At 64.3% G+C, this 13247-nt stretch carries 12 protein-coding genes; 6 read left to right on the forward strand and 6 right to left on the reverse strand.

The window, feature by feature from the left end; genetic code table 11:
* The first annotated feature begins 91 nt into the window (after positions 1 to 91).
* A complete protein-coding gene (locus tag ACIQTZ_RS14425) occupies positions 92 to 3085 on the forward strand; it encodes an exo-alpha-sialidase (RefSeq protein WP_402981827.1) in 2994 nt (997 codons plus the stop codon).
* 323 nt (positions 3086 to 3408) lie between these two features.
* Positions 3409 to 6522 carry a S8 family serine peptidase gene (locus ACIQTZ_RS14430; RefSeq protein ID WP_402981980.1) on the forward strand — a complete coding sequence of 1038 codons (3114 nt, stop codon included), beginning with the start codon at positions 3409 to 3411 and terminating at the stop codon, positions 6520 to 6522.
* Between the two features lie 98 nt (positions 6523 to 6620).
* Here ACIQTZ_RS14430 and ACIQTZ_RS14435 read toward each other — a convergent pair whose 3' ends face one another.
* On the reverse strand, positions 6621 to 7502 hold the full coding sequence (locus tag ACIQTZ_RS14435) for a helix-turn-helix transcriptional regulator (protein ID WP_402981829.1): 882 nt from the start codon (positions 7500 to 7502) through the stop codon (positions 6621 to 6623).
* Between the two features lie 238 nt (positions 7503 to 7740).
* Between ACIQTZ_RS14435 and ACIQTZ_RS14440 the strand changes: the two genes are divergently transcribed.
* Complete coding sequence (locus ACIQTZ_RS14440) at positions 7741 to 9126, forward strand: MFS transporter (RefSeq protein WP_402981982.1); 1386 nt, start codon at positions 7741 to 7743, stop codon at positions 9124 to 9126.
* Between the two features lies 1 nt (position 9127).
* On the opposite strand, the gene ACIQTZ_RS14445 is transcribed toward ACIQTZ_RS14440, so the two are convergent.
* The 4 genes from ACIQTZ_RS14445 to ACIQTZ_RS14460 are packed head-to-tail and all read right to left on the reverse strand — an operon-like array spanning position 9128 to position 11522.
* Positions 9128 to 9517 (reverse strand): serine protease inhibitor, encoded by a 390-nt coding sequence (locus ACIQTZ_RS14445; protein WP_402981830.1) that lies wholly within the window; start codon positions 9515 to 9517, stop codon positions 9128 to 9130.
* Between the two features lie 30 nt (positions 9518 to 9547).
* Complete coding sequence (locus ACIQTZ_RS14450) at positions 9548 to 10507, reverse strand: 3-methyladenine DNA glycosylase (protein WP_402946304.1); 960 nt, start codon at positions 10505 to 10507, stop codon at positions 9548 to 9550.
* Complete coding sequence (locus tag ACIQTZ_RS14455; protein WP_402981832.1) at positions 10464 to 11045, reverse strand: serine protease inhibitor; 582 nt, start codon at positions 11043 to 11045, stop codon at positions 10464 to 10466. Before ACIQTZ_RS14455 ends, ACIQTZ_RS14450 begins: the two co-directional genes overlap by 44 nt.
* A 9-nt stretch (positions 11046 to 11054) precedes the next feature.
* On the reverse strand, positions 11055 to 11522 hold the full coding sequence (locus ACIQTZ_RS14460; protein WP_402946308.1) for a MarR family winged helix-turn-helix transcriptional regulator: 468 nt from the start codon (positions 11520 to 11522) through the stop codon (positions 11055 to 11057).
* Positions 11523 to 11628: 106 nt separating this feature from the next.
* Between ACIQTZ_RS14460 and ACIQTZ_RS14465 the strand changes: the two genes are divergently transcribed.
* The 3 genes from ACIQTZ_RS14465 to ACIQTZ_RS14475 all read left to right on the forward strand — a co-directional run bounded on the left by ACIQTZ_RS14465 (position 11629) and on the right by ACIQTZ_RS14475 (position 12773).
* Complete coding sequence (locus ACIQTZ_RS14465; protein ID WP_397323627.1) at positions 11629 to 11853, forward strand: hypothetical protein; 225 nt, start codon at positions 11629 to 11631, stop codon at positions 11851 to 11853.
* A gap of 120 nt (positions 11854 to 11973) precedes the next feature.
* Positions 11974 to 12207, forward strand: coding sequence for a hypothetical protein (locus tag ACIQTZ_RS14470; protein ID WP_400336249.1), 234 nt, complete (start codon positions 11974 to 11976; stop codon positions 12205 to 12207).
* A 122-nt stretch (positions 12208 to 12329) separates the two neighbouring features.
* Positions 12330 to 12773: a lipopolysaccharide assembly LapA domain-containing protein gene (locus ACIQTZ_RS14475; protein WP_400336247.1), complete on the forward strand. Its 444-nt coding sequence runs from the start codon at positions 12330 to 12332 to the stop codon at positions 12771 to 12773.
* Positions 12774 to 12880: 107 nt separating this feature from the next.
* On the opposite strand, the gene ACIQTZ_RS14480 is transcribed toward ACIQTZ_RS14475, so the two are convergent.
* Positions 12881 to 13180, reverse strand: coding sequence for a DUF4193 domain-containing protein (locus tag ACIQTZ_RS14480; protein ID WP_211713967.1), 300 nt, complete (start codon positions 13178 to 13180; stop codon positions 12881 to 12883).
* Positions 13181 to 13247: the final 67 nt, after the last annotated feature.

Consider the following 13247-nt stretch of genomic DNA (forward strand, 5'->3'; position numbering starts at 1 on the left):
CGGACGCATTCCACCGGTTCATCTCTGGCAATGTGACGACCAACACTCTATGGTTGTAGGACGTTCGACGTGGCACGTAACACCAATGGTCATGTTGGATCGATCCCGCCGTTTCGAAAGGACACTGGATTTGAGATCCCCCGCACTCTCGTTCGCCCGTTTATCCTCCGTAGGTGCCGTGGTCTGTGCCTTGGCCGTCAGCCTGGTGGCTGGCTTGGGCTTGCCTGCCAATGCCGCCCCCATTCCTGCCAACGACCCCACGCTGGCCCCCGGAAGTTTCAGCGAAACCAACCTCGCTGCCGACCGCACCACGGACAACTTCTTCTACCGGATCCCCGCCCTCACGTACCTGGCCAATAACGTGGTCCTCGCTGCGTGGGACGGCCGGCCGGGGTCGGCAGCGGACGCCCCCAACCCCAACTCGATCGTGCAGCGCCGCAGCACCGATGGCGGCAAAACGTGGGGCCCGGTTCAGGTCATTGCCGCCGGACACGTTGGCGATGCGAGCGGCCCGAAGTACGGCTACAGCGACCCTTCCTACATCTACGACGCCGAGGCCAACAAAGTCTTCGCCTTCTTTGTCTATTCGAAGGACCAGGGCTTCGGCGGCAGCCAGTTCGGCAACGACGACGCTGACAGGAACGTCATTTCCTCCGCCGTCATCGAGTCCTCTGACGGTGGCGTCACTTGGGGCCAGCCGCGGCTGATTACCAACGTCACCAAGCCCGGCACCAGCAAGACCAGCCCCGTGGCCGGGGATGTCCGCTCCAACTTCGCGTCCTCCGGCGAGGGCATCCAGCTCAAGTACGGGCAGCACAAGGGCAGGCTCATCCAGCAATACGCGGGCGATGTGCGCCAGGCCGACGGGACCAACAAGATCCAGGCCTACAGCGTCTACTCCGACGATCACGGGGTGACCTGGAAGAAGGGCGCCAACGTGGGCGACCGGATGGACGAGAACAAGACCGTTGAGCTCTCCGACGGACGCGTCCTGCTGAACTCCCGCGACAACGCCAACCAGGGCTACCGCAAGGTGGCCATCTCAACGGATGGCGGCGCCACGTACGGTCCCGTTACCCAGGACACTGAGCTGCCGGACCCCGCCAACAACGGCGCCATCTCGCGGATGTTCCCCAACGCCGCCCAGGGTTCGGCCGACGCGAAGAAGCTCATCTTCACCAACGCCAACTCCAAGACCGGACGCGAGAACGTTTCCGCCCGGGTGTCCTGCGACGACGGTGCCACGTGGCCTGGCGTGCGCACCATCCGTTCGGGCTTCTCGGCCTACTCCACGGTGAGCCGCCTGGCGGACGGAAAATTCGGCGTGCTCTACGAGGGCAACTACACCGACAACATGCCCTTCGCCACGTTCGATGACGCGTGGTTGAACTACGCCTGCGCTCCGCTCTCCGTTCCAGCGGTCACCACTGCTCCGAGCACCACGCAGCAGGTTCCCGTGACTGTGACCAACCAGGAAGCGGAGGTCCTGTCCGGGGCGAGCGCAACGGTTTACACGCCGTCGGGATGGTCCGCCACCACGGTGCCCGTGCCCGCGGTTGCTCCCGGAGCCTCGGTGACCGTTAATGTCGCCCTCACCGCGCCGGCCAACGCCAGTGGACCGCAGAGCCTGAACGCGGCCTTCACGACGGCGGATGGCCGGGTTTCGCAGTACACCTTCACTGCCACGGTGCCCGTGGCACCGCAGGTGGGACTCGCGATCACCGGTTCGGCGCCGGCCCGGGACGTCGTCGCCAGCCCGTACCAAGTGGGCGAGACGTTGAGCTACACGTTGAACGTCAAGAGCACGGCCAACGTCACCGCCAACGCGGTGCCCGTGTCCGGGACTTTCGACTCCGGGTTCCTGCCGCCGTCGGCTCCTAACTGCCGGTACAACAACCTTGCCGCTGGCGCGAGCTACACCTGCACCACGGCGAAGCACGTCATGACTGCGGCCGATATCCAGCGCGGCTACTTCGTCCCCGAAGCCAGCTTCAGCATCACCGCCACCACGACGCCGTCACTCACCAAGACGGTGCCGTTCACCGGCGCCGCGGTCGCCCTCCGCGACGGACTGCTGGCGGCCGACATCAGCGGGGCGCGTGCCGACGTCGGGCGTGACCTGGCGACCCAGCCCTACGCTGCCGGTGACCTGGTCCCGTACACGTTCACGGTGAAGAACACGAGTGTGCTCGCGGCGAAGGTAGTACCCACGGCCGGCAATTTCAGTCCGTTCCTGCCCGACGGTGCGGGCAACTGCCGGTACTCGTCGTTGGCTGCCGGGCAGAGCTACCAGTGCGCTACTCCTCGCCACACCGTGACAGCGGCCGAGGCTGAGCAGGGCTTCTTTGTTCCAGTCACTTCGTGGGAGGTCAGCGCTGCCGGTCAGTCCACCAAGACCTACCAGATCAGCGGTGGCGAGGTGGATCTGAAGGTCCGCGACGCTGCGTTGTCGGCAACCGTCGCTGCTGAGTGGACGGACGCGAACGGCGACCGCTTTGCCAGTGCGGGCGACCCCGTGGCCTACACCTACACAGTGGGCAATGCCGGGAACGTGGCAGTGACCGGGGTGGAAGCTCCCGCGGCCGGGATTTCGGTTGCTTCCCTGGCCGCCGGTGACAGCGTGACTGCCACGCGTGAGCATGTGCTGACGGCTGCCGACGTGGCTGCGGGGTCCTTGCCCGCTCAGTCCTTCGAAGTGACGGCGCGCAACGGTGCCAAGGAGGTTGTGGCGGCGGCGGAAGGTGATGCACTGGCCTTGAAGGTGCAGCCCGCGCAGCCGTCGCTTGAACCGCGACTGACCGTCCAGGACTTTGATGGCCAGACCCCGCCTTTCGACCTCGGTACGGAGTTCAAGTACCGCAACGGCCAGAAGGTAGTTTTGAAAGGGCTGGAGTACGGGCAGTGGTACTACGTATATCTCAATAAGAACAGTTACCGCCTGGGTTGGATTTTCCCAACAACGGATAACACCGTGGAATTCATTCTTCCTTCCGATGTGAAGAATGGCCGGGACGATGTGGTGGTGCTGGACAAGGACGGCAAGCAGGTCTCCTTTGATCGGCTGCAAGTGACGCCGAAGGGCTGAACCCGCTTTGCGGGGAGGTCGTCGGTGTCTGAACGGGCGGCCTCCCCTCACGCTGCCGTTCTTTCTTCGTCACATGGCCTGCTGCTCGGCGTGTGACAAGACAAATTTCCCGAAATGTGCTGTATGTCATAATTCCCTTCCGCTCTGTACTCTGTGACTCGGTTGGTTGCGTTCTTTTGACAGGACCTGTCAAAAACGCAACCTTCTTGAGTTGACAGGTCCGGGCGAAGGCGCCGGGTCCTTCCCAGTGAAAGGTGCAAGCACTCGTGAAATCACAAGAAAAGAGCTTCGTCAGAAGCGGGGGGCTTCGGAAGGCGGCGGCCTTGGCCGTGGGCGTGCCGTTGCTGCTCTCTTCAGTGGCGTTGCCGGCCCAGGCGGCTCCATCGACGGAGAACGCGCCAGGGAATGTTGCGTCGGTGGCCAAGAAGAACCTTGACCCCGGCGCATACAAGGACGGCCGTTACATGGTGGTCCTGGCAGAGAAGCCGGCAGCCACGTACGACGGCGGCACCGCGGGTCTTGCGCCAACCAAGCCGGAGGAGGGCAAGAAGCTCGACGCGGACAGCGCCCCGGTCAAGCAGTACCAGTCACACCTTCAGCAGAAGCAAAAGGAAGTGGCGCAGCAGGAAAACGTCACCATCCAGCGTGATTTCACCACTGCCGTGAACGGCTTCAGCGCCAACCTCACTGCGGACCAGGCCATCAACCTCGCCAAGGACCCCAAGGTCCTCCTGGTGGCACCGGACACGCAGTACGCCCCCGACTACTCCACCACCGATTACCTGAAGCTCAGCGGAGCCAACGGCACGTGGAAAACCCAGTACGGCGGCGTGGACAACGCGGGTAAGGGCACGGTTGTCGGCGTGATCGACACCGGCTATACCCCGTCCAACCCCTTCTTCGCCGGCGATCCGGTCGGTCCGCTCGTCGGCAACCCGCAGGTGGGTGTTCCCTACCGCACAGGGGACGGCAAGATCGCCATGCTGAAGGCAGACGGCGATACCTTCGTGGGCGAATGCCAGGCAGGAACGGGCACAGGCGCCGGCTACGACGGCAGCGCCTGCAACTCCAAGGTCCTCAGCACGCACTACTTCGCGGACGCCTTCCTTGAAACCGTTCCGCCTGAAAACCGCGCCCCCGAAGAAGTCATCTCCCCCGTGGACGTCGACAGCCACGGCACCCACACCGCAAGCACCGCGGCGGGCAACGCCAACGTGGAAGCCACAGTGGACGGCCGCAGCTTCGGCACCACCAGCGGCATCGCACCGGCCGCGAAACTCTCCATCTACAAGGTCTGCTGGGAAGACACCGATCCCGCAACAGGCGGCTGCTACGGCTCTTCTTCCGTGGACGCGATCGAGCAGGCCATCCTGGACGGCGTGGACGTGCTGAACTACTCCATCTCCGGTTCCACCACCTCCACCACGGACCCGGTCTCCCTGGCCTTCCTGTCCGCGGCTTCCGCAGGCATCTTCGTGGCAACGTCCGCCGGTAACTCGGGCCCCACCGCCAGCACCGTGAACCATGGCGCACCGTGGCTGACCACGGTTGCCGCTACCTCGTTCTCCCAGGAACTGCAGGGCACGGTGGAATTCTCCGATGGCAGCAAGTTCCGCGGAGCGAGCATCATGAACAAAGAGGTGAGCGGCGCCGGCGTCGTGCTTTCCACCAACGCCGCAAGCGGCAACGGCAACGCCGCACTCTGCGCGCCCGGTTCGCTCGACCCGGCCAAGGTGACCGGCAAAGTGGTTGTCTGTGACCGCGGGGTGGTAGACCGCACAGCCAAGAGCGCCGAAGTACAGCGCGCCGGCGGTGTGGGGATGATTCTGGTGAACCTGACCGACTCCTCGCTGGACACGGACAAACACGTCATCCCCACGGTCCACGTGAACCCGCCGGCCACCCAGGCCATCAAGGACAAGGTCACGGCCAAGCCGGCCATCACCGTTTCCCTCCGCAACCGCGACACCACCGGCCTGCCGCTCGAAGCACAGCCGCAGATCGCCGGATTCTCTTCGCGCGGACCGCTGCTTGCCACCGACTCCGACCTCCTGAAGCCGGACGTTTCCGCTCCCGGCGTTGCCATCCTCGCGGGTGTTTCACCGATCGGAACCGGCGGTGACAACTTCGGCTTCCTGTCCGGAACGTCCATGGCCTCGCCGCACGTGGCCGGTTTCGGCGCGCTGATCCTGTCCAAGAACCCCACTTGGTCGCCCGCCACGGTGAAGTCGGCCATGATGACCACGGCCGGCCAGGTGAAGCTGGCCAACGGCGCCCCGAACACGGACGTCTTCGCTACCGGCGCCGGGCAGGTTGATCCCGCCAAGGTGCTGTCCCCGGGACTGGTGTACGACAACACCACCGAGGATTACCTCAAGTTCGTCCAGGGCACCGGCATGGACCTGGGCATTCCCGGCCTCGGCACCACGGCCGCCCGCGACGTCAACGTGCCATCGTTCGCGCTGGGCAACCTCGCAGGCAAGATCGAGGTCACCCGCACCGTCACCGCGCTGACGCCGGGCCTGTACCGCGCTTCGGTGAATGTGCCGGGTGTGGACGTTAAGGTCACCCCGTCCGTGCTCAACTTCAGCCGTGCCGGTGAGAAGCGGACCTTCAAGGTGCAGTTCGAAAACAAGAACGCCGCTCTGGGCAAGTTCGCCATGGGTTCGCTGAGCTGGCAGGGTGCCAACAAGACCGTCACGTCGCCGATTGCCGTCCGTCCCCAGTCAGTGATCGCGGACCGCGCGCTCGCCTTCACGGGAACGGGTCCCAACGGCTCCGGAACCATCAACATCACCTCCGGCACCAACCTGCCAGTGGGTGTCACCGTTGATGGGCTGTCCAAGGCCGACTCCTCGGCCATTGAACTGGTTCCGGGTCCGTTCGCCGGTGAAACCAACGCCTCGAACTTCGTGAAGAAGGTGACCGTGGGTGCGGGCAGTGCCCTGGCCAAGTTCTCGGTGATTTCCTCCGACCAGGCCGCGGACTTCGACATGCTGGTCCTCACGCCGGCCGGCCAGCAATTGCCGGCCGCTACGGCCTCGGCCAGCGAGTCGCTGTCGGTGCCGAACCCGGCCCCCGGCGATTACTACATCTTCGCCAACCTCTACGCGAGCCCCAACAACCAGCCCACCAAGGCCTCCGTTGACGCCGCGGTCCTGGGGGCCAACGAAGGCAACGCCTCGGTGACGCCGAATCCCATCAAGCTGGCCAACGGCAAGAAGGGCACCATCTCCCTGAACTGGAAGAACCTGGCGCCGGGATCCTACATCGGCAGGCTGACCTTTGCGGGAACCAGTGAGCCGAGCTTCGTCACGGTGGTGGTGAGCCCGGGCGGAACCGCTGTTGTTCCGGACAACGAGGATCCGAAGAAGGACAAGAAGAACCGCGGCAAGATCCGTGGTGACGAACAGACCCAGGAGAACAACGCCGGCTAACTCGGGACTCCTGACGAACAGCCGTGGCCGGTGGGAAATCCCATCGGCCACTGCTGTGTTCAGGCGTCTGCCGGTTCCTGGACAGATGATCGTTGACATCACCTGGAGGGGATGCGCTTGGCTCCATCTGCCATGACGGCGTCGCAGGATGTCAGCAGTTGGAGGGACTCTGCGGCGGCCGTGCCCGGATCCGCGGTGTACATGAGGATGCGGTGGCCGGATTCATCGGGCGGGGTCAGGACTTCAAAGTTGAGTTCAATATCGCCCACTTCCGGGTGGTGCATGTATTTCAGGCCGGACATGCAGTTCTTCACGGGGTGCCGCGCCCAAAGACTGGCAAACTCTGGGCTTTTCAAGGTCAGTTCCCCTACCAACGAGGCAAGCTCCGGATCGTCGTTTGCCTGCCCTGCCACCATTCGAAGCGACGACACGGCCCGGGTGGCCTCCTCCTGCCAACGGGTGTAGAGCTCGCGGGTGTGCTGGTCCAGGAACAGCAGCCGCGTCATGTTGGGCCGCGTGGAAGGCGTGTCCGGGGAAGTGAATTCAAGATGGCCGGCAACGAGCCTGTGGCCGATGTGGTTCCAAGCCAGGACCTCGCTGCGGCGTCCAAGGACGACGGCGGGCGTGGTCGCCATCGACTGGATGAGCCGGAGCGTGCCTGGCCTGACCTTGTCCGGTTTGGACAGGGTCCGCCTCTTGGTTGTTCCCGGCCGCGCCAGGTTGAAGAGGTGTGCGCGCTCATCGGTATTCAGGTTCAGCGCCCGGGCAATGGCGTCGATCACGGCCTCGGAGGCGTTGTTGCTGAGTCCTTGCTCCAGCCGCGTGTAGTAGGTGTTGCTGACGCCGGCCAGCATGGCCAGCTCTTCCCTGCGCAGTCCTGGAACACGGCGAATGCCGTAGTTCAGCAGGCCAACGTCCTCTGGCTGTAAGGCAGCTCTTCGGACGCGAAGGAACTCCCCAAGTTCACTCGGATTACTCATGGGCCCCATTCTGCCGGTCTTGTGCAGTCGTGTCCTGTCACTGCCAGGGGTAGGCAGAAGGGGGTGTGGTTGATCCTGTCGGCTTGGATGAACGTGGAGTTGTGAAGATGCCGCCCGCGGGTGGCAATAACGCCAAGAGAAGGAACTCTCCATGACAACTCAACCGGATGTCAGCACGGAACCCGGTGTTCCGCCCCTGACTGAGGAAGCCCAGGCGCCGGCCCGTGCGCCTGAACGAATCAACGGGCGTCAACGGCTGGCGCTCATTGTGCTGCTCGCGGCGAGCTTTACCCTCGCAGTCGACTTCTCCATCCTCAACGTTGCCCTGCCGGCGATTGGTGCCGACGTCGGCTTCAGCCTCGAGAACCTGCAGTGGATCGCGACGGCGTTCGCGCTGTGCGCCGCGGGTTTGACGCTCCTGTTTGGCCGCGTCGCTGATATTGCAGGCCGTCGAAGGATGTTCATCATCGGTATGGCGTTGCTGGGTGCAGCATCGCTGGCCGGTGGCCTGGCTGCGGGTCCTGTACTGCTGCTCATCGCCCGCGTCGGCCAAGGCATTGCGACGGCGATCGTCGTTCCGGCGGCGCTGTCCTTGCTCCTTGCTTCCTTCCCGGAGGGTCCACTGCGTGACAAGGCCCTGGGGCTGAATGGTTCGCTGATGGCCGCGGGCTTCACTACCGGTGCCATCCTGGGCGGGCTCCTGACGGACCTGCTCAGCTGGCGCTGGGCCTTCTTCATCAATGTTCCCGTGGCTGTCGCAGTCCTCATCATTGCCCCCATTGTCCTTGGCGAGAGCAAACCGGCCACGAAGCTCAAACTCGATGTTCCGGGCGCGATCACGGTGACCCTGGGCCTCCTGGCACTTGTTTTCGGCCTGACGAACGCCGCCGAGCATTCCTGGGCCGATCCCCTGACGTTGGGTCCGCTGGCAGCAGCCGTGGTGCTGTTCGTGGTCTTCGTTGCAGTTGAACGCCGGGCAGCGTCACCATTGGTTCCGCTGGAGATCCTGAAGCGCTCCACGGTCGCGTGGGGAAACATCGCGGGCATCCTTGCGTTCGTCACGGAGACATCCTTGGTCTTCCTGCTCACGCTGTACCTGCAGCAGGTTCTCGGTTACACGCCGCTGGGTGCAGGCCTGGCCTTCGCAGTTCTCGGCCTCGGAACGGTACTGGGTGGTGTCCTTGGTCCCAAGGTCATCGGCAGGTTCGGCAACAAGAGGGCTGTCGTCTACGGATTCATCGTCCAGGCCATCGCCACCGGTGCCCTTGTCCTGCTCAGCGCACAGCCCGCGTCGATTGCCCTGCTGCTGGTCGCCACGTTCGTGGGTGGCGTGGCCAACCTCGTGGTCATTGTCGGTTTCATGGTCACCGCAACCTCCGGCCTGCCTGATGCAGAGCAAGGCCTTGCCACCGGGCTGGCAACCATGAGCCAGCAGATCGGCATCACCATGGGTATTCCGGTCATGAGCGCCATCTTCACGGCACAGCTCCTTGCCATCGGGAACAGCGCCGCTCCGTCCGTGCTCAGCGGCGTCACCACGGCGATTTGGGTGAATGCGGGTCTGTGCGGAGCCACGGCCTCAGCAGTGGCACTGTTCCTCCGTCGCCCTGTTTCCCCGCGTTGATTTAGGTTGCGCCGGTTGCGCCGCCCATAGTGCCGAGTAAGGGGGCCATGGTTTTCCAGCGGGCGATCTCGCAGCCGTCGGTCCGGCTGAAGTAACTGTTGACCGGCCGGCCACGGAATGAGCCCGTCACCAGCGCCGTCTGCGGGCCGCCGTACAGTTGCGTGCAGATCCGGTCCAGGCGGGGGACGGGAAAGAAGATTTCCTCGCCGAATTGCTCGACGGCGGCAAGCGCCGCGCGCGCGTCCGGAAGGTTCGAATCGAGCGAACCTTCGTCCGGTGACAGGACGCCGTCCACGGACCGCAACCGGAACTCCCGTGGCTCAGCGCCTGGTGCCTCTGTCAGCGTGACCGTCAGGTCGACGTCGTACTCGGTCTTTTCGGTGGAAACCATGCTTGCCTTTCGCTGGTGGCGGCGGGTGCTTCAGGCGGGCAACGCGTCCAGCAGCGGCCCAACAGCCTTAAGCACGCGGGCCCGCAGCTCCTGGGATTCGGCCGCGAAAGCCCGCTGGTACTCAACGTACTCGGCCTTGCCCTGCGGTGTCTCGATCCTGATGGGCGGGTAGCCCCATTCTTCGAGGTCGTAGGGGGAAGCCTTCATGTCCATGGCACGGATCCGCCATGACAACTCGAAGCAATCCATGACGAGCTCGCTGGGCAGCGCGGGCGTGAGCTTGTAGGCCCACTTGTACAGGTCCATGTTGGCGTGCAGGCAGCCGGGCTGTTCCATGAACCGCTGGTTCCCGCGGGTGGGAGCCTGCTCGTTGAGCGGGATGGCATCCGGCGTGTAGAAGCGGAAAGCGTCGAAGTGCGTGCACCGGATGCGGTTCTGCTCCACCACGGCATCGGTGCCTTCGCCGCCGAGCCGCAACTGCAGGTATTCGTGCCGGAGCTCGAACTTCTCCTGCCGGTACACCATGGCCCACTCGTGCAGCCCGAAGCAGCCGAACTGGGCCGGGCGCATGGCAGTGCCCCGCAGGATGATTCCCGCGAAGCGGACGGCTTCGGCGCGCTGGGATGCGAAGCCGTCGCGGTCGAAGGCGACAGCGGGCGTCCCGGGAGCCAGTCCGACGGATGCGAGCTGGCCGTCGTCGAGCCGGTGGTAGAACTTCCATTCGGCCCGTTCCAGGGCGCGCTCGCCCGTGAGGATCACGCCGTCGCCGGGATGCCAGCGCAGCAACTGGCCGGGCTTCTGGGTGTAATACGTGAAAAGGAAATCCTCCACGGGGTGTTTCCGCCCGGCCGAACGACGCGCCAGATAGGGGTCCGCGTACTGCGCCACCCGGGCATGATGGGCAGCCTCCAGCGCGAGCCATTGCTCCTGCGGGAGGTGCTGCGGGCTAGGCTGCTCCACCGCTGGCACCAAGGAGGACGCTTGCAGCATCCCACTGCGCAATCTGGCAGCCGTCAGTCCGGCTGAACTTCCTGTTCACCTCAGTACCGTCCACGGAGCCCGTGACCGTGGCAGTTTCCGGGCCACCGAACTGCATGGTGCAGTTTTGGTCGGCCGGAACAGGTGCAGTCAGGAGGGTGGGGTAGGTCTTCAGCGCCTCGCAGGCTGCCGCAGCGGTGGGGTGCTTGCTTTCAGCCGCCGGTACGCCGCCCGAGCAGACCAAGGTGTAATTCTGCGGTGCGGCCTCGGGGGAAGCCAGGAAGGTGATGGAGAGTTCGGCGTTGCCCTGGCCCGGTGTTGCGGGGGGAAGGCTGGGGTTCGGTTCGCCGGGTCCGACGCTCGTGGGCACCTGCGTGGGGGTGCCGCTGGAGGGAGCGGACGACGACGGTGCTTGTGTGGCGCTGGTAGTGGCACTTGATGTTGGGGTGCTGGTGCTTTTGCTGTTGTCGGGGGCGGGTGTCCCCGTGCAGGCGGTCAGCCCGGCGATGGCCAGGACTGCAAGTGCGGACCGAACGATTGGCAGGCGCATGATGCTATTTTACGACGTTAAGTTTCGTTGGGTGGCGGCGATCAGGCCGGTCATGGCTTGGTGAAGCTCGGCTACTTCCTCACGGCTGAGGTTCAGGCGCTCGCGGATGGTGCCAGGCACGGCCGTTGCCTGCGCCCGGAGCGCGGCACCCTTCTCCGTGAGTTTGATGGCCAAGGCGCGTTCGTTGCCCGGAACGCGCTCGCGGGTGACCAGTTCGGCTTCTTCCAGCCTTCGGAGGAGCGGGGAGAGGGTGGCGGGCTCGTGAAGGAGGGCGTCGCTGATGTCCTTGAGGGTGCGCGGACTCCGCTCCCAGAGGGCCAGCATCACGAGGTATTGCGGGTGGGTCAGCCCCATCCGCTCCAGGACAGGCTTGTAGATGCCCACGACGCTGCGCGATGCCACCGTCAGGGCGAAGCAGAGTTGGCGTTCCAGGAGGAGGTCGTCTGTCTCTTCGGTTGCGTCGGTGACTGCTGTCATGGCTTCCCTCCCAGGGCCGGTCTCCAGATTAGTTAGTGTACTAATTATTAGCGTACTATGAAGGTGTTGATCGGTCGAAATGTCTAACTGAAGGAGTCGATCGCCAGTGGCCCAGGAAACCTTCGCCCGGAAGTTCATGCGCGCAACGGGCAAGCTGCGGGTAATCTTCGGTCCGGCGCACAGCAGCTCCCTCGACCACGAAATGACCGAGGAGAACCGGCGCCTCCTGGCACAACGGCAAGCCGAGACGCAGCAGTGGGAAACCATTCGACGGCCGGACGGCAGCACATACGTGGTGCCCCGGAATCCCGAGGATAAGTCGCTGCGCTGACAGGCATCCCGGTTTCGGATCCAGCGCCTTTTCCTGCCGCCGGGCGTAAAATTGGCTCACTGGTACGGCGCTCACCGGACCTGCCGTTTTTCATTTTCCTGTGGAGGGGAGGTGGAAGATATGGGACGCAAGTTGGAAGGCTTCCAGCATGTGACCGAGAGGCTGCAGTTCGTTTTCGGCCCCGCGACGCACGGGGACACGGACTCGCCTGTGGTGCACAAACACGATGATTTTGAGACTGCCTCCGAGGAAGACCTCAAGCACTTCGATGTCGAAACGGATTCCGAAGGGCACCACTACGCGGTCCGGAACGATGACCCCGGGCCCACAAGCACTGATTACAGCATGAAATGAAATGACGCAGAGGGGCCGATCCACATGGACCGGCCCCTCGTCTGCGCACTCCTTCCGCCCGTCAATCAGCATGCTTATTATTAGATGGCAGGGTGAATGATGTGTGGGACAGGGGGCCAAGCATGAGTTTTCAGGATGACGCCGCGGCCGGTGCCGCGGGTATGCCGGCAGAAACGGGACCAGCCCCCAGTGAAGCGCCACGGCGAGCTGTGCCTCCCAACGCTGTGGGATCGAACGGCGTGGAATCCCGGCGGCCCACCCGCACGGCCGCTGTGTGGGCGGCGGTGGCAGTGGGGCTGGTGGTGCTGGTCCTGCTGATTGTCTTTTTCGTACAGAACCAAGACCGGGTGACCGTGCGGTTCTTCGGGCTGGAAGGATCCTTGGCCCTCGGGACCACCCTGTTCATCGCCGCAGTGGGCGGTGGAGTCCTGGTGGCCCTCGCTGGTGGCGCGCGGATCCTCCAGTTGAGGATTGCCAATCACCGCCGGCAGCGGGCGGTTGGGGCTCCTGGCCGGCCCGTCGGGGGTCCCGGCGGGACCGTGGACGGCCCGGGCTCGGGGGCCTGATCGATTAAACGCGGAAGGACCGGAGCAGGTGCTCCGGTCCTTCCGCAGTTAAATCCCGACGGCGGCACTCCCTGACGACGATCAGACCGCCCGGGTGGTGGGTCGTCTTAGCCTTCGCAGTCAGTGCAGTAGGCGACGCCATCCTTTTCGCGGGCAATCTGCGAACGGTGGCGGACCAGGAAGCACGAGTTGCAGGTGAACTCGTCGCTTGCCTGCGGGATGACCTGGATGACGAGTTCCTCGGCGACGATTTCGCCGCCGGGGCCGTTGGCGTCAAGGCCATCGGTCTCGTCGAGTTCCAGCACAACGCTCTTGGCTGTAGGGGCGCTGGCGGACTGGAGCGCCTGGAGGGACTGCTCCTGGTTTTCTTTGACGTCTGTGCGGAGTTCGTCGTAATCGGCTGCCACTTGTTTTCTTGCCTCTTCAGATAGGGGAGTTACGGCTATGCAACGTACAGCATGCCATGAAAATTCC

Origin of the sequence: Paenarthrobacter sp. NPDC090520 (assembly GCF_044769205.1) — a bacterium.
Taxonomy (GTDB): Bacteria; Actinomycetota; Actinomycetes; order Actinomycetales; family Micrococcaceae; genus Arthrobacter.

What these genes read in the sequence shown, in the direction of transcription:
- ACIQTZ_RS14425 (WP_402981827.1), top strand. Translation starts at nt 92, where the DNA reads ATGTTGGATCGATCCCGCCGTTTCGAAAGGACACTGGATTTGAGATCC.
- ACIQTZ_RS14435 (WP_402981829.1), bottom strand. Translation starts at nt 7,502, where the DNA reads ATGAGTAATCCGAGTGAACTTGGGGAGTTCCTTCGCGTCCGAAGAGCT.
- ACIQTZ_RS14445 (WP_402981830.1), bottom strand. Translation starts at nt 9,517, where the DNA reads ATGGTTTCCACCGAAAAGACCGAGTACGACGTCGACCTGACGGTCACG.
- ACIQTZ_RS14450 (WP_402946304.1), bottom strand. Translation starts at nt 10,507, where the DNA reads ATGCTGCAAGCGTCCTCCTTGGTGCCAGCGGTGGAGCAGCCTAGCCCG.
- ACIQTZ_RS14455 (WP_402981832.1), bottom strand. Translation starts at nt 11,045, where the DNA reads ATGCGCCTGCCAATCGTTCGGTCCGCACTTGCAGTCCTGGCCATCGCC.
- ACIQTZ_RS14460 (WP_402946308.1), bottom strand. Translation starts at nt 11,522, where the DNA reads ATGACAGCAGTCACCGACGCAACCGAAGAGACAGACGACCTCCTCCTG.
- ACIQTZ_RS14470 (WP_400336249.1), top strand. Translation starts at nt 11,974, where the DNA reads ATGGGACGCAAGTTGGAAGGCTTCCAGCATGTGACCGAGAGGCTGCAG.
- ACIQTZ_RS14475 (WP_400336247.1), top strand. Translation starts at nt 12,330, where the DNA reads ATGAGTTTTCAGGATGACGCCGCGGCCGGTGCCGCGGGTATGCCGGCA.